The following is a 20,464-nucleotide window of genomic DNA, read 5'->3' on the forward strand; positions in this document are numbered from 1 at the left end:
GGTGCACGGGGTCAACTCCCGGACGGTGTCCTTCGGCTATGACCCCAGGGGTGGCTGTGCGAACACAGCAACTTCGCTAGTCTAGCGCATATTGAGTAGACCTTTGAGTACCTGCAGACGCTTCGTGATCATTGCCTCAGTTCCGTTGGCCGTGGGGTGGTAGTACTGCGTGTCGCGAAGGTCATCAGGCAGGTATTGTTGTGCGGCAACGTGGTGAGGGTAGTCGTGAGCGTAAAGGTAGTTATCACCGTGCCTTAATTGGCGTGCCCCAGGATAGTGCGAGTCCCGCAAGTGGATTGGCACCGGACCACCTTTTCCTGCTCGCAGATCAGCCAGAGCGGCGTCTATTGCCAGGTAGGCGGCATTTGATTTCGGTGCGGTGGCCACGGCGATCACCGCTTGAGCCAGGATAATACGTGCCTCAGGCATACCGATCAGCGCCACTGCTTGGGCTGCCGCCACTGTGGTTGCAAGTACATCAGGGGCTGCCATTCCCACATCTTCGCTGGCACAGATCATTACGCGCCTGGCAATAAAACGCGGGTCTTCTCCGGCTTCGATCATGCGTGCCAGGTAGTGGATTGCCGCATCGACGTCACTGCCGCGCATCGACTTAATGAAGGCGCTGGCCACGTCGTAATGCTGGTCTTTGTCCCATCTGACCAGAGCATGGTTGGCTGCCGTTTCAACGTGCGGCAGGTCAACGGTTTCCGTGCCGCTTTCCGAGGCTGCTCCAACAGCCGCTTCCAAGAGCGTCAGTGATTTGCGTGCGTCGGCACCTGCGAGGCGCACGATCGCCTCGCGCGCAGCATCGGTCATTACCCATTTGCCAGCGAAACCGCGTTCGTCGCTGAGGGCACGCTCAAGGAGCGTTTCGATGTCGGCACTTTCCAAGGGATGTAGTGTCAGCAGCAGCGAGCGTGACAGTAGTGGTGATATTACAGAGAAGGACGGGTTTTCTGTGGTGGCGGCGATCAGTGTCACCCACCGGTTCTCTACTGCTGGCAGGAGGGCGTCTTGTTGAGATTTTGAGAATCGGTGGACTTCGTCAACGAAGAGGATAGTGTCTTCGCCGCTGGCCACTGTGCGGCGTTTTGCTGCTGCCACGACGTCGCGAATATCTTTCACACCAGCAGATACCGCTGACAGTTCAGTGAAGTGGCGTCCCGAGGCCCGGGCAACCATGTAGGCTAACGTCGTTTTCCCTGTGCCAGGTGGGCCCCACAAGATGACAGACGATAAGCCAGGCCCGTCAGCGCCTGCGGGATCTAATAGGCGGCGCAATGGGGCTCCATGACCCAATAGGTGACTTTGGCCGACAACTTCATCAAGCGCGGTGGGTCGCATACGCACGGCGAGCGGCGCTGCCGGGTTAAAGGCGGGGACGCCCGCCTCGTCAATACCTTGGGTTTCGAAGAGGTCCACCGCTTGCCACCCTAGTAGTGACTGACCACCGTGGTACCAATATCAGCCCAGTTGTAGAGCCATTGCGCGGCCGCTACTGGCATATTGACGCAACCATGAGATCCACCGTAGCCGGACCATCCGAAGGAAGTACGCCATGGGGCTCCGTGCAGGGCATAGTCACCTTTGAAGTACAGGATCCATGGGACACCTGGCGTTTCGTATTCTGTACCATCAAAGTTGAGGCCACGCATCGTTTGGCTAGGAACTTTGAGCCACACCTGATACGTACCTGTAATGGTGGGGGTACGCGGGTCCCCAGGCACCATAGGAGTCGGGCCCTGAACGATCGTTTGCCCGACATAGGCTGTGGTGGTGTTATTTGACAGGTTAATGTCAATCCATTTTTCGCCGGGCACAGCAGGATAGATGGCCGAGGCGGGTCCTTCTGCAATAAGAACCTGTTCACTTTGTGCTTCGGTGACGGTGTACTCGAAGGTACCTTCGAAGGTAGTTTTCGCATTGAGGGAGGCGATGAGGGCATCAGCAACCGCGTCAAGGTTGTTGACCGCATAGCCATCAACCTTTTGTTTTGACACTCGAACAATATCGCCGCGTGAGTTCACCAGGACTCTGCCCTGCACCGGGTCGACATTGGATTCAGTAGCTGCTTGGGTCAACCATTCTTTTATGCGTTCACCATCATAAGTAGGGCTTTCCGTGTCAACAGTGGGCACGGTGATCCACGCAGCGCGTTCAACTCGACTGGGTGCATATACTTCGTCGCGCGCCTGTATCGTCACCTCCGCTGACACTAGTTCATTGGCTTGATCAGCAATGTGCTGTGCCTCTGTAGTTGTCAGTGCCGCTTCGGTCGCATCTAAGGGCAAGGTCACCGTGGTGGGGACCAGTGTTGCGGCAAGGTCTGTGACGGCGCCGTTGAGTGTCTGCGTATTAACAGCTGTACCGCTGGAAGATTCGGTGATGGTGAAGGTGCCTTCAGCATCTGGCGTCACTGTTGCTTCGACGGGAAGTACACCGAATTGTGACGTCAATTCGTCGGCAACGGCCTCAACGGAGGCCTCGTCGATGGAAGAAACGACCGCGATGGGCTTTTTCAGCCAATTAAAACGGGTGTACCACGCGGCATTTGGTGCAAATACGGCCTCAAGGGTCGCTTCGGTGTCGACTGTTATCCCCAGATCTTCCAAGGATTTTTCAACAGTGTTGCCGTCAACGTCGATAGTTAACGCAGCGGTTTGAAGATGTTGATCGAGGAGGGTTGCCACCTGATTGCGATTTTGGCCGCTGAGGTTTTCACCCAGCAGAACTGTCCCTGGCAAGGCGCGGTCGGCGTAGTACACGGTGTGTGCGATTGCAGCACCCGTGCCTATGAGTAGGGCTGATACGGCTATGCCGACGCCCCATTTCACTCGGCGAATGGTCGTGGGATTCATCAAGATCAATGCTAGACGGTCTTGGTCAAGGTGTGGAGACATTGTCCGTGACATGGGTCAACCTGTGATGGAATCGCCATCATTAGTGGCGGCCCACTTTTCTTTTGCGTGATCTTGCGGTGACATATTTGCGGCATTTCCATAGCAACAGTGCTGCAAGCACTGGTCCAGTATGCAAGTACCACGAAAACGAAAGAAAGTAGAAGTAGGCGGGCCACACGAAGGCCCCCAGGGTAACGAGGATCAGTCTGGGGACGACTGGCACAGTAGGTCGGCTCACACCAAACCACACGAGTGCACACAGTGAGAGCACAAGGGCAGTGGTGAAGATGCCCTCTGCTGCTGCGCTCATTATTGGCCTTGCAATGCTGTGACCGTGCACTAGGAATAGTTGTAGCCCCATCGCGACCATCGCAAGCGCGGCAGGACCCCAAATATTGAGGCGCAGAGCGCTTTGAGGTGCAAGATAACGTGCCCACGCAATAACGAGAGCGAAGCCACTGACTTGGGCAATCGTGTCAACGATAAGCGTGATGTGATCCCAGTACAGGGGCGTGAGGTTTTCGCCTGCGAAGCCGCGCAGAAGCGCCAATGCCAGTGCCACAAGGCAGGGAATCAATGTCAGCACTGCCAATACGATCGTCACCCTGTGGTGTGCGGCGGCTGGTCCACCGGCTGTGTCGGCACCTATGTGTCTGAGCTGCCCGTAGGCGCGCGCACGTGAATCGATGGCCGCTTGTACTTCAGTTGCCGCCCGATACTTCGTATACGTAGCGCCACCGGTAACGGATGGGTCATCTGTCTGAAGCTGCACGTTCTGATACGGTGCGGCGTTACGTGTTCGGTAGATTTCCATGACAACGCCCACAAGTACGATGACGTCAAGCATCAGCGGGTTGGGGATGTCTTGTGCAAAGGCGACTAACGCAGCACAGGCTGCGGCAACGATTCCGGTGATGATCACGCGCACAGCCAGTGGGAAGGGTAAGCGCACGATATGGGGCCACAGCACAATCGACACTGCTGCCAGCACGATAATCACCGCGAGGTAGGCAAGTAGCCGATAGGTCATATCTGCATTCGCCCCACCCCCATACGGTGAGCCTGGACCAAGATACGACCACGTGATACGTGCCCCCACATGAAGCAGGTGCGCTATTGCCGCCAGGATCAGTGCAGCTAGCAGCCTGCCCGGCTCACCTACGCCTCGTCTATATGCCAGACATGCGAGCACGACAAGAAGCAGCATAGGGTGGATACAGTTTGCCCAGGCGAAGTGAAGTGGAAGCTGAATACCTGTTTCGACAAGGATGCCTCGGGTGTATATCCATTCATATGCCACTGACAGCACGCAGGTCACCGCAAGGAGGAAAACAAGCGTTTTCGCGCTCATGCGTTCGGCCAGACCGTGTGCCATGACAAGGTACCGTAGCTGGGAGTCAGGTCGGACCTGCCCGCGCGCCTGTGCCTCGTCCAGCATTAATGTCAGCAACGCATCGCCGTGTTCCTGGCGCCATTGCCTGGGGTACCAGCGAAGCAGCGCATGGTAGGCAGATTCGGTGCTCATTGAAAAACTCCTCATGCCAGCAGCAACACGGGTCAATTGATAGGCTGCACCCACCGTTGGGGAAGCACGGTGTAGCGCCCTGCCCGCAGTAGCCGCGGCGCAGGTGCGGGTGTCATGCGGCGTTGCGTCAGCAGGCGAGCTCGCGCCGCATGGGCTCGCGCTTCAAGGAGGTCGATCTCAGCCGCAAGGTCTTCATGGCCTGTGGGTGTGAGGCGGTAGTAGCGCCTGGCTCGCCCGTTGACGATTTCTTCGCGTTCCACTTCGATCCGTTGCTCGCTGGCCAGACGTTCCAGCGCGGCGTATAAGGTGTTGGCGCGGAGGGTGACTGTGCCGCCGGAAAGGTGTTCAACCTGGCTCAGGATGTCATATCCGTGACGAGGCTGATCGGCCAATGCGGTGAGGATCCAGAATGAATTCTGCGTCATTGGAGTATCCATACAACTAGAATACTCCAATGAATGGACTATATCAATGGTGTAATTGGACAGCGTTGCAGCTTCATCTGTCCCAGCAGATCACCTAGTCAAAAAGTTCAGTGGAACCAGCGCCATGACGCGCCACCTCAGGAGCACCCGAGGTGAAATCGATAACTGTTGTCGGATCGGTACTACCAACATCGCCAACAATGACCAGGTCCACCAGATGCCCTATCCGCTCATCCACGACATAGCCATCAGAAAGCGGTTCGTCATCACCGGGCATGATAAGCGTTGAGCACACAACAGGTGCACCGTATTCAGTGACGATTGCCTGGGTGATGACATGGTCCGGTAGACGCACACCAACGGTATGTTTTTTCTTATTCAATGTCATCCGCGGCACCTCTTTGGTGCCTTTCAGGATAAATGTGTACGGGCCGGGAGTCAGAGCCTTAATCGTACGAAAATCTGAGTTCCCGACAATGACCAAGTCACCGAATTGCGCGAAAGAGTGGCACAACAACGAAAAATTATGTGTGTCATCTAGACGCCTAATACCGCGAATGACGTCCATTCCACTCTTATTGCCTAAGCTACACGCAATCGCATAACCCGAATCCGTTGGCAGCGCAATCGTCCCGCCTTGCGAAAGAATATCAACCGCCTTTTTCACGAAACGAGGCTGGGGGTTCACTGGGTGCATCTCAACGTACGACATACCTCTAGTGTGCCCTGCGCCACCAGATATTGCGAGACTTTGAGGTAAATGTCCGAGGTTTTTGGCCGCCCCCTATCGTTGGACCATCACCCTATTTTTCCGCTTGCACTCATCATAAAAATGCCACCCGGAACCATCAATATGGTTCCGGGTGGCACACTTTAGCAAGCTAGGCCTCGACAGGCGCTTCCTCACCGCGTTTCTTCGGTGTGGCGTCCACACCCGCTTCCTTACGTTGCTTCGGATCAATCGGTGCTGGCGCCTCGGTCAGCGGATCGTACCCTCCGCCGGACTTCGGGAAGGCGATAACATCACGGATCGAATCAGCCTTGGTCAGCAGGGCAACGATGCGGTCCCACCCAAAGGCAATACCGCCATGCGGAGGGGCGCCATACTTGAACGCATCCAGAAGGAAACCAAATTTTTCTTGGGCTTCTTCCGGGCCAATACCCATGACATTGAAGACACGTTCCTGGATGTCGCGGCGGTGGATACGCACCGATCCCCCACCAATTTCGTTACCGTTACACACGATGTCATAGGCATAGGCCAAAGCGTTACCTGGATCCTGGTCAAAGCGATCAAGCCACTCGGGCTTAGGTGAGGTAAAGGCATGGTGTACCGCGGTCCATGCTGATGAGCCAAGGGCCACATCACCTTCTGCCTCAGCATCGCCAGTGGGTTTAAACAGTGGCGCATCAACAACCCATGTGAAGGCCCAAGCTTCAGGATCAATAAGGTTGCACCGTTTGCCAATTTCAAGCCGCGTGGCACCAAGAAGCTCGCGCGCCGGTGTGGGTGCCCCTGCCGCAAAGAAAATGCAGTCACCTGGCGCGGCACCAGTTGCCTGGGCAAGGCCGTCGCGTTCCACCTGGCTAATATTCTTCGACACGGGACCACCCAAGGTACCGTCCTCAGCAATGGTGACGTACGCCAAGCCTTTCGCGCCACGAGCTTTCGCCCATTCCTGCCATTTATCAAAGGTGCGTCGAGGCTGCGATGCGCCACCGGGCATCACGACGGCACCGACATATGGGGCTTGGAATACACGGAAAGGTGTATGCGTGAAATAGTCAGTGAGTTCGACCAGTTCAAGACCAAAACGCAGGTCAGGCTTATCGGAACCGAAACGTTCCATCGCTTCTTTGAAGGTGATGCGTGGCAGCGGCGTCGGCAAATCGTAGCCAATCAGTGCCCACACGTTCTTCATCACGTCTTCAGCAACAGCAATGACGTCATCTTGGTCGACGAAGCTCATCTCAATATCGAGTTGGGTGAACTCAGGCTGACGGTCAGCACGGAAATCTTCGTCGCGGTAGCACCGTGCAATCTGGAAGTAGCGTTCCATACCGGCCACCATAAGCAGCTGCTTGAATAGCTGCGGAGACTGCGGCAATGCGTACCACGAACCAGGAGAAAGTCGCGCGGGCACAATGAAGTCGCGCGCACCTTCGGGGGTGGAACGGGTGAGTGTCGGTGTTTCAATTTCTACGAAATCATGGCCATACAGGGTATCGCGTGCTGCGCGAGACACTTTCGAGCGCAGCCGAATGGCATGTTGTTCAAATTCGCGACGTAAGTCAAGGTAGCGGTACCGCAGACGAGTTTCTTCGCCGACATTGCCAGAATCCTCAGCATTTGACGACACCTGGAAAGGAAGAGGTGCACAGGTGTTGAGGATTTCAATGTCATCGCCCATCACTTCGATAGCGCCTGTGGAGATTTTGGTGTTCTCGTTGCCCTCAGGGCGAGCAGCCACCTCGCCAGTCACTTTAAGGACGAATTCGCTGCGCAGGTCATGGGCGACACGTTCGTCGCGGACAACAACTTGCACGATACCTGAGGCGTCACGCAGATCAACGAAGGCAACACCTCCGTGGTCGCGTCGGCGGTCAACCCAACCGGTGAGTGTGACGGTATGGCCCACAGTGTCCAGGCCAAGGCTGCCAATCATATGTGTGCGGAGCACAGTTTTTCCTTTCGTCGGTACCATCCGCGAGACGGGCGGCGGCAGCGCCAATCCTACTACTCCAGGCCAAGCAACTACAGTTGACCCGTCATATACTGGCGCACAGTTTCACGAAGAATACGTCGGCTACATGGAAGCCAACGCCAATAGCCAAGGACAGGTCCAAGGTGATCCTACCCAAGCATTGTCTTATACGGTCGATGTCGAAAAAGGCGCCGATGCCCTGTTTACGTGTATGACGCAGCCTGAAACTGTTCTCAACCTTGAGTCACAGTAACCTTCGTCTATGTCTCTCTAGCGTGGTGCCCTGGTCCGCGTTGATATGCGGACCAGGGCACCACGGCGTCTCTTGGCAGCAAGCGGTCGACTACACCTCAGTATTCGTCTAGAAGTTCGTCAAGTTCAGCAAGATCTGCAGCTGAAATATCCGCAAGGGTTGGGTAGCGTCTATCGGCATTGCTTAGGTCGCGGGACGGCTCTGCCTCATCCTCCAAGTCCTGTATATTCGGATCGTTTTCACTCGCCGATGAAGGCTCCAAGGCGCCGTCCACAGATTCTAATGAATCAGCTTTGGCACCGTCTTCAAAGATGACTTCGACAGCGCTCGCACCACCACCATGCAGGTCATACTCCCACTCAGCAGCAGGTTCAGCCTGGTCAATACCAACATGGTCACGCCGCCATGCTGGGGCTTCAATTTCCTTACGGATATTGTCTAAAACTGCGTTGACGAAACCAGCTGACGCTTCCGTTGACAAGGATTTGACAATCGAAATTGCCTCATCAATGGCAATAACCGCAGGCACGTCATCACCTTTGGCCAGCATCTCCCACGTCGCCACACGCAGAACCGCCAGGTCGACTGCTGCCACACGATCTAAACCTGGAACTTTCGCATAGGAGCGAATCAGGCCGTCAATAGTGGACAGGCGATCGGCCACACCAGCAATGATCTCAATCGAATAATCTGGCAGCGGTGTTTGGGCAGCGGTCAGGACCTTGCGTTCACGTAACAGGTCACGTAACACATCCGGGTTACGGCCCATACCGCGCTGGTCCGCCTCAAAGACCACGTCAACAGCGCGCTTACGTGCCCTGGTGCGGGAAGTGAATTTGTGTTGACGTGACATCAGTCGTTGACGCGACCCGAATAGGAGCCATCACGGGTATCGACCTTGACGCGCACACCTTCTTCGAGGAACAGGGGGACCTGAATTTCGTAGCCTGTTTCAAGTGTCGCAGGTTTGGTACCAGCGTTGGAGCGATCACCCTGCAAACCTGGTTCGGTGTGCGCAACCGTGAGGACCACCGTCGCCGGAAGTTCGATAAACAAGACATTGCCGTCATGCATCGACACAATGACGTCCTGGTTTTCCACCATGAAATTACGCGCATCGCCCACCACGTCAGCAGGGATCGTAATCTGCTCATATGTGGACGTGTCCATAAACACGTAGTCGGCGCCATCTTGGTACAGGTAGGTGTAGTCACGGCGGTCCACGGTAGCCGTTTCAATTTTGATACCCGCGTTGAATGTCTTGTCCACAGTCTTTCCGGACATCACATTCTTAATCTTGGTGCGCACGAATGCCGGGCCTTTACCGGGCTTCACATGCTGGAATTCGACGACCTGCCAGAGCTGGCCGTCAATGACCATCACCATGCCGTTCTTGAGATCGTTAGTGGTTGCCACGAGAGTGCCTCACTTATTTGGGGGAAACGAAACCTTCGCTATTTTACACGCCCGAGCAACCATATCGACCAGCTCAATGGGGTCAAAATCGTGCGTTTCAATACTGTGCGTCACGAAAGCAGCGCATGCCTGACGGTGGGCAGCGATCATCTGGGTAAGCATGGCACGAGGCGCCCCCAAACTCACGGGACGCGCCACGTTCAAACCTTGGCGCGCCGCCACATCCGCCGTACTCGCAACCAGCTCCACCACCTGCGCCCCCCGCATGGTGGCATCAGTGAGCGCTGCAACGATATGTGGATCATGGACCTGGGACGCTCCAAGAACAATGACCCCCTTCCCCAATGCCAACGCATCGGCTGCAACCTGCTGACGGTACGCAGCAAAACGCTGATCAGCGGTGATCAGTAACTCCCCGATAGTAGTGCCAAGTGCCTGAGATACCGCCTCATCGACATCAATTAACGGCAAGTGAAATGTCTGGGCAAGACGGTGACCCACAGTAGTTTTTCCGCTCCCAGAAACCCCCACCAGTATGATGCACGGTCCTTCAGTCATTAATACCTACCCTGCGAGCAGCCTCCGTCAGGTCTTCTGGCGTTAAGGTCCGTACCACAGGATGCGTGATGCCTTCGAGAAGAACAAACCGAAGCCGACCCACGCGAACCTTCTTATCGGTCGACATCACGTGGAGCAGGTCAGCCATTGAGGCACCACTGTAGGACGTAGGCAATCCGATTGCGGCAAATAGTTGACGGTGCAGGTCCACCGCGGCACTATCGAGCAGCCCTAAGGTGTGAGCAATTTCGGCAGCAAATACGCACCCAACTGCCACCGCGTCCCCGTGGCGCCACCGGTAGTTTTCACACCGTTCAATCGCATGGGCCAGCGTATGCCCATAGTTGAGAATTTCCCTCAACCCCGACTCTTGTAAGTCGGCTGATACGACCGTTGCTTTGACTTGGACGGCCCGCGTAATGAGTTCACGTAAAACCTCACCGTCATGCCGTAGTGCCTGCGGCCCGTGCTGTTCCACCAGACGCAGAATCTCCCGATCCCGAATAAAACCGGCTTTAACGATTTCCGCTGCTCCGGCCCGCAGGTCGGCATCTGGCAGTGTCGATAGGTATGACGGGTCCACTAGGACACGTGTGGGCGTATGAAAAGAACCCACAAGGTTTTTACCTGCCGCCGTGTTAATCCCGGTTTTTCCTCCCACAGCTGCATCCACCATGGCCAATAGTGTGGTCGGTATCTGCACGACATCGATGCCACGTAGCCACGTTGCAGCAACGAAACCTGCCATATCGGTCGTCGCCCCTCCACCCAAGGCAACAATGGCATCGTGGCGCCCGAGTCGCATCTGGCCAGCCACGTTCCACATCTGTGCGACCACGTCAATAGTTTTCGCCTCTTCAGCATCAGGGTGATACTCGGTCCGCACTTCCATCCCTGCTGCCGTGAGTTCGTCTGCAAGACGCTCGGCGCTATCAGTCACACTGCGAGCGTGGATAAGGAGGATCTTTGTGCAGGTTGGACGCAGGCCACCGAGAATATGAGCCGCCTGCACACCTGTGCTGATAATGACAGGGTAGGGTCGGTCGCCACCCACTTTAACGATTATTGGCACCGATGCACAGCGCGCAACAATGCGTTGCGCTACCTCAGTGGCTGGACCGTCATCTGATGCCTCAGTGTGGGTTGCCACCGCCTCGTAAAGGTCGCCGCGTTCAGCACGTAGGCGCCTGAGTGCCCCATCGGGGTCGTCACGTAACAGTGGGCGGTGGTTCTTTTGTGTCACGCGACGCAACAACTCGTCGTGCTCAACATCTATATAGACCACGCTGTGGTGGGCAAGGAGCTCACGTACCCGAGCCGACGTGACGGCTCCCCCACCAAGGGATATGACGCCGCCGCTACGCAGTGCGCATTCCACAGCGTCTGCTTCGGCCTGACGAAATACTGCTTCACCGTCGTGCGCAAAAATATCACTGACGCTGCGACCAGTACGCACTTCAACAAGTGCATCCGTGTCAATATGTCCAACGCCCAGTGCCTGGGCCACTAGGCGCCCCACTTTGGTTTTACCGCTTCCAGGCATGCCAACGAAAACTAGTGGCAGTGTCAACGTCATAGCTACCTCCCTAAACGGCTGCCAACATAGGCATTGTATGCGTGAAGGTTACGGCGCATTTCGTCGACGGAAGCACCCCCAGCGTGCACGAATAGCGCGTCAGCCAGGACCAAGGCAACCTCAGCCTCGGCAATGACTGCACCCGGTACCACGTGACACGTGTCCGAACGCTGGTGCAGGGCTGTGGCTGCTTCACCACTGTCAAGGTCAATGGTGCGCAGCGCGTGGGGGATTGTCGAAATAGGTTTGAATGCCGCCCGGGCAACGATCGGTTGCCCATTGGAGGTCCCACCCTCGATACCACCAGCGTGGTTTGCTGCTCGCGTAACGTTCCCCGCCTCGTCACGCAGCAATTCGTCGTGGGCGCAGCTTCCGGGCAAGGCAGCCTGGGCGAAACCGTCACCGATTTCAACACCTTTGACCGATTGAATCGACATCAGTGCTGCAGCAATACGCGCGTCGAGGCGCCGATCAGCTTGAACGTGGCTGCCCAGACCGATGGGAACATGCCAGGCGATCACCTCGGCAACGCCACCGACCGTGTCGCCAGCAGCTTTCGCTTGTTCAATACGAGCAAGGAAACGTTTTTCAGCCTCTGCATCCAAGGTACGCACCGGCGAGGCATTCAATGCCTCTTCATCGCGAGGATGCGGCAGCATAGTGCTCCTGGCACGCTCCTGCCCTACTGCCACCACATGACTGACGAGGCGTATGCCCGCCACCTGCTCCAGCAGGGCTTGGGCGATGGCACCGAGAGCAACACGGGCAGCCGTTTCGCGGGCAGAGGCACGTTCGAGGATATTGCGGGCATCGTCGTGGTCGTAGGAGATCATACCTGGCAGGTCAGCATGGCCAGGTCGTGGCCGCGTGAGGCGCTTATTGCGCGCCACTTCGCGTTCGTCCCCGCTGCCAGCGTCAATCAGGAGCGCTTCAGGTGCCACGGGGTCTGCGGACATCACCACCTCCCATTTCGGCCACTCCGAGTTGCCAATCTCAACGGCAATGGGCGCGCCTGTACTACGTCCGTGGCGCACTCCTGCCAGGATTTTCACCTCGTCCTGTTCCCATTTCTGACGGGCACCTCGTCCAGCGCCAAGACGTCGCCGCTGCAAGGCGCACCGGAGTATATCGGTGGTGATTTCCAATCCGGAAGGCACACCATCAATGGTGGCAAGAAGTGACGGGCCATGTGATTCGCCTGCAGTGAGCCATCTGAGCATGGTCCAAGTTTTTCACAGGAAGTCACCCTTGGCTCACGCTGTCCGTGCCCAGACGACGAATAGCGCACAATAGTCGCTAAGGAGGCGGCACTGCTACTACACGTTGACGCGGAGCGGGCAACTGCTGCACTAAATGCGTCAATGACAGCATGACGGCTACTACCGTTACCCAAGGATGAACTTGCCCAAGGATAAACGCCTTGTTGTCAGAGCCGAACAGGCAGACCTGCCTGTGCCATTGCTGACTTCACTTCTCCAATGCTGAGCGATCCAAAATGAAATACGGATGCGGCCAGAACAGCGTCAGCTCCAGCTTGAGCTGCTTCAACAAAATGCTGGGCGCTACCAGCGCCACCTGAGGCAATCACTGGTACGTTCACGGCGCGACGCACCTGGGCGAGCATGTCAATGTCGAAACCTTCCTGCACACCGTCGGCATCCATCGAGTTCAACAGTATTTCCCCAGCACCCAGTGACGCTGCGCGAACAGCCCATTCGATGGCATCAATACCGGTGGACTTGCGTCCCCCGTGTGTGGTCACCTCAAAACCTGAATCGGTATGCACACCCTGGGGACATCGCCTAGCGTCCACAGAGAGAACAAGTACCTGGTCACCGAAACGGTCCGTTACCCGCGCAATCAGCTCCGGGTCTGCGATGGCTGCGGTATTGACCCCAACCTTGTCCGCACCATGTGCCAAAAGGCGCGCAACATCATCAACACTGCGCACACCACCACCAACCGTGAGTGGCACAAAGACCTGTTCAGCCGTGGCTGCCACTACCTCCAGCATGGTGGCACGTCCCTCAACGGAAGCTGACACGTCGAGGAAGGTAATTTCGTCGGCGCCTTCTTTCCCGTAGCGACCGGCAAGCTCCACGGGGTCACCAGCGTCTCGAAGATTGTCAAAATTCACGCCTTTGACGACCCGACCGCCGTCGACATCTAAACAGGGGATGACTCGAATTGCCACACTCATAGGTAGTTCCCTTCTACTGGGCAGGTGCCTGGGATGTATCAGTGCTCGTCGCTGCTTCATCCGCTGTTTGTTCTGGTGCCGGTTCAGTACCCAAAAGGTCCACTACTACGCACAATATGTCGTCGCCGGTTGCCTGATCGGCAGGTATGGTGATGGCTAGGCGCGAGCCAACCCGCTGATCAACAACAGCTTGACGTAGCCCCGGCATCGCTTGGTCAAGACGTAATACCATCGGTATGCCTGTGCGCCAGGTCGAATCTCGTTCAATCTGGTCGCTCCACCCTGTGACAATAAACTGCATCACGATACGGTCATCGGCTTTCACCTGCTGACCATCACCTCGTAACAGGGTTTGTACAGTGGTTTGGGTAGGCGCCTCGTCACCGTGGCGGATCACAGGGCCCTCCGCACCAAGCGTCACGTCAAGTGGCCCTGTACTGACATCAACGGCGGTACCACGTGCCACAGAATACAAAATGTCGACCACGTCGATTTCAATATTTGAGGTCGCACCTTCAGCACGAGCCTCTTGTGAGACGGGTCGCACATAAATGATGCGGCTACCTTCGGTATGGCCGATGACCGCCTCGGCAAGCTCAGGGCCAAGCCCTTCCGCGCTTGCCGTGCCCACCGTCAACTGAGGGCGTCCATCAGGCGACAAGATTGCACCGCTGCTGCCGTCAAAGGCAGTGACAGAAACCAACACCGGTGAGCCTTCAGTGATTTCACGCCCATCCCCCACAGTGTCCACGTGCCGTTTCACATCAGTGACATTCAGGGTTTGCGTAATATTGACCACCGGGATAGCCCCCACACGCCCAGAGACTTCCACGCCCAGCGGCGTGCTTTGGGTGGTGTCCTCTGCGGCAGTAGTCATCACCGCATTATTGCGGTATTTCTGGATGACAATCGCTGCGCCAATAATGAGCGCAATCACAATGAGGGTGACGAAAAGGGCGCGCGGCCAACGGCGACGCGCCTTGCGGCGACGTTTGTGGGCGTGGGTGGGGACTGTACTCATGCTGGTAACACCGGGCTTTGCGAGTGGATCAGGTCAAGGATGGCGTCGATACGTGGATCGTGTGACGCTAATGGATCTTGTAGTGCAAGGGGCGTCGCAGAGCCTATTTCGAGGCGAAGATGCACCCAGTCGGCAGCCAAATCAACACGCGCATCTTCGGCGGCGCCAATCACCATGCCCCGCAAATGCGCCCGCGTAGTTGCGGGCGGCACTGTGAGTGCGCGCAGTACTTGGGCGTCGGTTGTCAGGCGCCGCATGAGGCCGCTCGCTTCCATGCGTGGCGCGAGACCACCGTTAGTGATGTCGTGGTAGCTCAGGTCGAGGCGGGCCACCCTTGGGTCAGCAAAGGTGGTATTGGCACGCCTGCAGTAGGACGTGAGGAGCTTGTATTTAATGGCAAAATCGAGTTCAGTTTCGACCGTGTTCCACACGCCGCTGGCAAGGGCGTCAATACCGCGCCCCCACAGATCAGCAACATAACGGTGGAGCGGTGACAACGTATCCACGTCCAGTGCGTGAAGGACCCGTCTGCGAATTTCCCGCTGAATATCGGCAGCACTCATCTGGCGGCCGTCAGCCAGATCCAGCCGGTGGGTGCCACTCAGGTCCGTATTGAGTTCTCTGATGGAACGCATGGGGTCAGCCAGCGCGAGGTCTTCAATGTGCAAGCCGTCTTCGACGGCATCCAACAACATTTCGGTGGCGCCCACCTTTAAGGCGGTGGTCGCCTCGCAAATATTGGAATCACCCACGATGACGTGCATCCGCCTATACGACGTGGAATCCGCTAAGGGTTCGTCACGCGTATTAATAATGGGCCGTGATCGTGTGGTTGCGGAAGAGACAGCATCCCACATTTGATCGGCGCGCTGTGACAACCCGTATGACGGGCCACTGGGCGTATGACGAATATGTCCAGCCCCCACCAAAGCCTGCCGGGTAATAAAATAGGCGATCAGCGCATCAGCAACCTGACGGAAATCGCGTCGACGGTGCAGAAGATAGTTTTCGTGGCACCCATAGGAGTTACCCTGTGAATCGACGTTATTGCGAATCAGGTGCAGACGTTCGCCTTTGCCTTCACTTGCCAGGCGTTCATTTGCCTGGTGAGCAAGGTCGGCGAGCATATGGCGACCCGCACGGTCTTGGGCAAGGAGGTCGCTGAGCGTGTCACATTCAGCGGTGGCATATTCAGGGTGAGCGCCCACGTCAAGGTACAGTCGGCCACCATTACGCAAGAATACATTCGAAGAACGACCTCTATGCAGAAGCGGTGTGAATAATTCGCGCGCCGCAGCATCCGCATCCAACGTCGATGGCGTGCCATCTACTGTAGGAGCGGTGAGCCCATACTCTGTTTCAATGCCGACAACGCGTCGCTTCACGTTACTGGCCGCCTTTCTGAACAAAACCTTGGACGAAGGCGGCAGCGTTGGTTTCAAGGACGGCATCGATTTCGTCGAGGAGTGCGTCAATGGGTTGCACCTGGGCACTTACCTGGCCTGATGCGAAATCCTCGTCACCGTCACCGGTTGGTCCACCCGCGTAGATGTGCGTCTGGTCCATCGTGTCATCACCTTTCTTTAGCTTTTATGAGTCTGCCTGAATTGATGAGGCTTCGCATCTGCGGTGTCTCTTAATTGCCCGAAATAATGCGCTCAAGGAGCACGTGGTCGATGGTGTCGGCACTGGGCATAGGGATACGTACAAGGTCACCTGCACCCGGGTCAAAGATCACAGAAGTCCACGATGCTTTCACTAGGTCAGGGCGCGTAGAAACGGCAAGGCCACGCAGATAAGCACGCGTATTGGTCGGGGCGTTCCACGCTGCCTTTTCCACCTGCGTCGGCGTGAAAAGACGCTTGACGAGGCCAGCCGCATCGAGCCGGTCGACGAGCGATTTTTCCGGCCTTAAGTCAGCCCACTGCAGATCCATCGCTGCCAGGCGCGCATCAGTCCAGTCACATCCGAGCCGGTCCTTTTGGCGCATCAACAACTGATATTTGCCCACCCATTCCACTTCCGTAGCCACCGACCACAGGTCGCTTTTCATGCGGTCAAGGATGTCTTGCCACAGGAAAAGAACGTGGGCTGCGTCGCTGTCAGGTTCAATACCGAGCCTTGCATAAGTCTCGAGCACCAAGTCAAGGTAGTGCTGTTGCATATCGATGCCGCTCCATGAGGCACCTGCCACAGTGGTCACATGGTAGTCAAGGTCCGGGTGGTGGCTTATATTCCACGTTTCCCTTACCGGATCGTCCAACGCAAGTGCATCCCATTGCATGCCAATGCCCTGTTCAATAGCCCATAGCACCAAAGTCGTTGTGCCAAAACGTAGGTAGGCGGAGTAGTCAAACAGGTTGGCGTCACCACCGATGACGTGGAGTCGGCGCCAAGCGGAAGGATTCGCGTGGGGTTCATCGCGGGTGTTAATGATGGGCCGGTTGAAGGTCGTTTCCAAACCCACTTCGTTTTCAACGAAATCGGCGCGTTGCGAGATCTGGAAACCTGACACCTCGCTGCGTTGCCCTCGCCCGAGGCGGCCTGAGCCACACAATATGGGACGCGTCACGAAAAAAGGAGTGAGGCCGCGAATCAAATCGTCAAGGTCGACGCGACGGGCCACCTGATAGTTTTCGTGTGTCCCATAAGCGGCGCCTTTACCGTCGGTGTTATTTTTCACCAGCACAATGTCGCCACCTGGCGTGCCACGCAGGGCGTCCATGGCGCGCCGTGCGATCACGTCCCCAGCACGATCCCACAGCACCGCGTCAGATGGGCCTAGGGTTTCAGGGGCTGAATATTCTGGGTGAGCATGGTCAACGTAGACGCGCGCCCCGTTGGGCATTACTGCGGTCGTGGCGGCAGGTAAGGCAAGTTCTTCAGCTGTTGGTCGCCTCATACGTTCTTCGCCACCTGAGGGTGCCAAGTGGTACGGGTCGTCAGTCAGAAGTGACGGGTCCGCCGCCGCACGGGACATGCGCATACCACGCAGGTCGTTGAGCGGATCTTCACCAGTGTAGTCCCAACGCACCGGTGCCCCTACCTGAGCGGGGGTGGCGCTACGGGAAAACCCAGCGACCGCCTCGACAATTGTGGTGGACAGTGCAACAGGATTTGCCCACGTGTTACCGACCTGGTAGATGCCGAATTCCGTTTCGGTACCAATAATGCGCCGCACGCTCACGGTTGGCTCCTTATTGCCCGCACAGCAACAATTTCTTCAGCAAGGCCGATGGTACGCGCCCATTCTTGGGCAGAGGTGGATGCCGCCAGATCAACAGATTGGCGTTTTTCTTCTTCAACGCCAGCCAACAGGTGTGCTGTCGATAAGCCGTATTCGTCACCGACCAGAGCAGCTTTAATGGCATGTTTCTTTGCTCGTTCAACGATGCCTGCAATTAAGGCGCCTGACAGCACATCAGAGAGGTAAATGCGCGTGGTGGCGCCGCTGGTAAGGTCAGCATCAAGGAGGGCATCGGCATCTTCTCGCCGGTACAGCAAGTCCAGTGCCGCCTCAATCATGCGGCTACGGGCCTGCTCCGCTCCGCTCGCCTTACTCACTTCTTCACTGTGCAGGGGCACGGTAGGGCCAAGGTGCTTGTGGAATATTTCAGCGGCCCCTGCACGATCCGGCCGGTCGACCCGGATACGCACGTCCAGGCGCCCTGGACGCAGCACTGCTGGGTCAATCATGTCTGCGCGGTTGGATGCACCAATGATCATGACGTTATCTAAAGACTCCACGCCATCCATTTCCGCCAGAAGCTGCGGAACGATCATCGTTTCAACATCGGAGGATATTCCGGATCCGCGCGTGCGGAACAAAGCTTCCATTTCGTCGAAGAAAAGGACCACCGGCACATCATCTTGTGCCAATGCGCGGGCACGCGCAAAGATCGCGCGGATTTGTCGCTCGGTTTCACCAACAAATTTGTTGAGCAACTCGGGACCTTTAATGGACAGGAAGAAGGTTTTGGTCCCCGCCTTGCTAGATAGTGAATTAGCCACGGCCTTGGCGATAAGCGTTTTTCCTGACCCAGGAGGGCCGTATAGCAAAATACCTTTAGGTGGACGCAACCCAAAGTCACGGTACATATGCGGGTGCCGAAACGGCAGTTCCACAGCGTCACGTACCTGCCGGATCTGTTCACTCAAGCCACCGATGTCGTCATAGGTGACGTCAGGTATTTCTGGTGTGAGTAGCTGTTCGACGTCTGAGCGAACAAGACGTTCAAGGGCAAGCCCAGCTCTGAGGTCAACGACTACTGAGTCTCCAGGGCGAAGGTTACCGTGACGCAGTGGTCCTGCGAGTTGCAGCAAGTATTCGTAGCCGCCTTCACCGGTGACCAGTACTCGGTCAGGTTCCACCATTTCGCGAATCGAGGCCACGGTACCTGTCCGCGGCATTGTATCTGCCGCCACCGCAACCATTTTGTCGTCAACGCGCACCCACTGTCCGACACTCAGGTCACGCAGGTTAAGGTCAGGGGCGGCTGCCAAACGCATATGCCTGCCTGAGTAAACAACCTCAACCTGTCGTTCAGCAATATGTGCTGCAAGGAAAATGGCCATGGATTGCGGAGGACGGTTGATTTGTGTGAGTTGCTCTTGCATCTGGAGGAGCTGTGCGCGCGCTTGAGCCAGCGCGTTGGAAAGACGTTCGTTTTTTCCTTGAAGGGAGTCAACAAGTTTTTCCAGCTCCCTCATGCGGTGTGCTGCATAGTCGTCACTCATCAGCGGCGCTCTCTGCTTCGGCTTCCACCCATGCGCGTGATTTTGCGGCAAGGTCACGCTTGACTTTGCGTACCTTCTTGTCGCTACTGACACGCAGGCCAACAGTGCTTTCAGACCAGCCGTCTTCGTGGTCCCACATGCCTCCTTTACCGTCGGCTGACGGAGAAGGGCGCGTTGTACGATCCTGCGCACTCACCCCTGGGGCAAGACGCCGCGTGGTCACTAAGAAGCCTGTATGTGCCACCATACGGTGGTCTGGCCGCACCGCGAGGCCATCAAGGTGCCATCCGCGCGCCAATGTTTCCCACGCTTGTGGGTCGGTGAAGCCACCATAGCTGCGTAGATCTTCGACGAGACGCGACATTTGCGTCACCGTGGCCACATAGCAGATCATCACGCCGCCAGAGATCAATGCGCGTGCAACAGGCTCAATATTTTCCCAGGGTGCCAGCATGTCAAGGACAACCCGATCGACACTTGCCTCGTCAAGGGTTGCGAGGTGGTCAGCTAGGTCACCAACGCGCAGATCCCACGCGGGATGTGGTCGACCGAACCAGAGGTCGACATTCGCGCGGGCAATGTCAGCGAAATCGTCACGGCGTTCCACTGAAATAAGGCGCCCAGTGGTACCTACAGCGTCCAATAGCGCCAGGCTGAGTGCACCAGAACCAGCGCCTGCTTCAACGACAGTCGCGCCAGGAAATATGTCACCGTAGTGAATAATCGTGCCGGCGTCTTTGGGGTAAACCACAGCTGCACCTCGTGGCATGCCCATGACGTAGTCGTGACGAAGCGGACGCAATACTTGGAATTGGCGACCTTCCTGGGTGGTGATGACCTGCCCGTCGGGCCTGCCAATGAGGTCATCGTGGTGAATATCGCCTCTATTCGTTTGGAAGTAGCCTCCCTCAACCAAGGTAATCGTGTGGAGACGCCCTTTCGGATCTTTAATTTGGACGCGATCACCCACGCGCAAAAGACCGCGGCGCGTTTCTTGTCCTATAGGCCGCAGATGATCGGGCGTAGGCATAGTCTGGCTGTCAGTATTCATCACCGTTGAGTCTATCGCCCACGCTCACGTATGTGCCGCGATATTTCATGCCTGCGGCCCTATTTCACATGCGGATAACACCACTGGTTGCGCA

Annotated in this window: 19 protein-coding genes; 1 reads left to right on the plus strand and 18 read right to left on the minus strand. The window is 56.7% G+C overall.

All coding sequences use genetic code 11. From position 1 onward, the window contains the following. Nucleotides 1–81: 81 nt before the first annotated feature. The 6 genes from G438_RS0109750 to aspS form a co-directional block, all read right to left on the minus strand. Nucleotides 82–1,425 carry a replication-associated recombination protein A gene (locus G438_RS0109750; RefSeq protein ID WP_026461155.1) on the minus strand — a complete coding sequence of 448 codons (1,344 nt, stop codon included), beginning with the start codon at nt 1,423–1,425 and terminating at the stop codon, nt 82–84. An 11-nt stretch (nt 1,426–1,436) separates the two neighbouring features. Further along, a complete protein-coding gene (locus G438_RS0109755) occupies nt 1,437–2,915 on the minus strand; it encodes a L,D-transpeptidase family protein (RefSeq protein ID WP_084403239.1) in 1,479 nt (492 codons plus the stop codon). Between the two features lie 28 nt (nt 2,916–2,943). Continuing rightward, entirely contained in the window at nt 2,944–4,428 is a 1,485-nt protein-coding gene (locus G438_RS11725) for a hypothetical protein (protein ID WP_034285795.1), read from the minus strand. Between the two features lie 32 nt (nt 4,429–4,460). Further along, nucleotides 4,461–4,853, minus strand: coding sequence for a PadR family transcriptional regulator (locus tag G438_RS11730; protein ID WP_084403240.1), 393 nt, complete (start codon nt 4,851–4,853; stop codon nt 4,461–4,463). A gap of 94 nt (nt 4,854–4,947) precedes the next feature. Continuing rightward, nucleotides 4,948–5,565 (minus strand): L-threonylcarbamoyladenylate synthase, encoded by a 618-nt coding sequence (locus tag G438_RS0109770; protein WP_026461157.1) that lies wholly within the window; start codon nt 5,563–5,565, stop codon nt 4,948–4,950. Nucleotides 5,566–5,734: 169 nt separating this feature from the next. After that, on the minus strand, nt 5,735–7,534 hold the full coding sequence (gene aspS / locus G438_RS0109775) for an aspartate--tRNA ligase (protein ID WP_026461158.1): 1,800 nt from the start codon (nt 7,532–7,534) through the stop codon (nt 5,735–5,737). Here aspS and G438_RS12405 point away from each other — a divergent pair. After that, nucleotides 7,524–7,811 (plus strand): hypothetical protein, encoded by a 288-nt coding sequence (locus G438_RS12405; protein ID WP_131245883.1) that lies wholly within the window; start codon nt 7,524–7,526, stop codon nt 7,809–7,811. The two genes, aspS and G438_RS12405, sit on opposite strands and share 11 nt — an antisense overlap. A gap of 97 nt (nt 7,812–7,908) precedes the next feature. Here the strand turns inward: G438_RS12405 and nusB are convergent, their stop codons facing one another. From nusB to G438_RS0109840, 12 genes are all read right to left on the minus strand, one after another. Then, entirely contained in the window at nt 7,909–8,664 is a 756-nt protein-coding gene (gene nusB, locus G438_RS0109785; protein WP_026461159.1) for a transcription antitermination factor NusB, read from the minus strand. Further along, complete coding sequence (efp, locus tag G438_RS0109790; protein ID WP_026461160.1) at nt 8,664–9,227, minus strand: elongation factor P; 564 nt, start codon at nt 9,225–9,227, stop codon at nt 8,664–8,666. Before efp ends, nusB begins: the two co-directional genes overlap by 1 nt. Before the next feature lie 9 nt (nt 9,228–9,236). Continuing rightward, nucleotides 9,237–9,785, minus strand: coding sequence for a shikimate kinase (locus G438_RS0109795; RefSeq protein WP_026461161.1), 549 nt, complete (start codon nt 9,783–9,785; stop codon nt 9,237–9,239). Beyond that, complete coding sequence (gene aroB / locus G438_RS0109800; RefSeq protein ID WP_034285800.1) at nt 9,778–11,361, minus strand: 3-dehydroquinate synthase; 1,584 nt, start codon at nt 11,359–11,361, stop codon at nt 9,778–9,780. Before aroB ends, G438_RS0109795 begins: the two co-directional genes overlap by 8 nt. Nucleotides 11,362–11,363: 2 nt before the next feature. Then, nucleotides 11,364–12,581: a chorismate synthase gene (gene aroC / locus G438_RS0109805; protein WP_026461163.1), complete on the minus strand. Its 1,218-nt coding sequence runs from the start codon at nt 12,579–12,581 to the stop codon at nt 11,364–11,366. A gap of 206 nt (nt 12,582–12,787) precedes the next feature. Beyond that, nucleotides 12,788–13,561 (minus strand): imidazole glycerol phosphate synthase subunit HisF, encoded by a 774-nt coding sequence (gene hisF / locus G438_RS0109810; RefSeq protein ID WP_026461164.1) that lies wholly within the window; start codon nt 13,559–13,561, stop codon nt 12,788–12,790. A gap of 13 nt (nt 13,562–13,574) precedes the next feature. Continuing rightward, nucleotides 13,575–14,582 carry an FKBP-type peptidyl-prolyl cis-trans isomerase gene (locus G438_RS11735; RefSeq protein ID WP_240471061.1) on the minus strand — a complete coding sequence of 336 codons (1,008 nt, stop codon included), beginning with the start codon at nt 14,580–14,582 and terminating at the stop codon, nt 13,575–13,577. After that, complete coding sequence (gene pafA / locus G438_RS0109820) at nt 14,579–15,967, minus strand: Pup--protein ligase (RefSeq protein WP_026461165.1); 1,389 nt, start codon at nt 15,965–15,967, stop codon at nt 14,579–14,581. Before pafA ends, G438_RS11735 begins: the two co-directional genes overlap by 4 nt. 1 nt (nt 15,968) lies before the next feature. Further along, on the minus strand, nt 15,969–16,148 hold the full coding sequence (locus tag G438_RS0109825) for a ubiquitin-like protein Pup (RefSeq protein WP_026461166.1): 180 nt from the start codon (nt 16,146–16,148) through the stop codon (nt 15,969–15,971). A gap of 70 nt (nt 16,149–16,218) precedes the next feature. Next, complete coding sequence (dop, locus tag G438_RS0109830; protein WP_026461167.1) at nt 16,219–17,769, minus strand: depupylase/deamidase Dop; 1,551 nt, start codon at nt 17,767–17,769, stop codon at nt 16,219–16,221. Then, nucleotides 17,766–19,319 carry a proteasome ATPase gene (arc, locus tag G438_RS0109835; protein ID WP_026461168.1) on the minus strand — a complete coding sequence of 518 codons (1,554 nt, stop codon included), beginning with the start codon at nt 19,317–19,319 and terminating at the stop codon, nt 17,766–17,768. The genes dop and arc overlap by 4 nt, the downstream gene beginning before the upstream one ends. Further along, complete coding sequence (locus tag G438_RS0109840; protein WP_240471062.1) at nt 19,312–20,370, minus strand: tRNA (adenine-N1)-methyltransferase; 1,059 nt, start codon at nt 20,368–20,370, stop codon at nt 19,312–19,314. The genes arc and G438_RS0109840 overlap by 8 nt, the downstream gene beginning before the upstream one ends. Between the last annotated feature and the right edge of the window lie 94 nt (nt 20,371–20,464).

The sequence above is a fragment of the Schaalia suimastitidis DSM 15538 genome, assembly GCF_000429105.1.
Lineage (GTDB): Bacteria > Actinomycetota > Actinomycetes > Actinomycetales > Actinomycetaceae > Pauljensenia > Pauljensenia suimastitidis.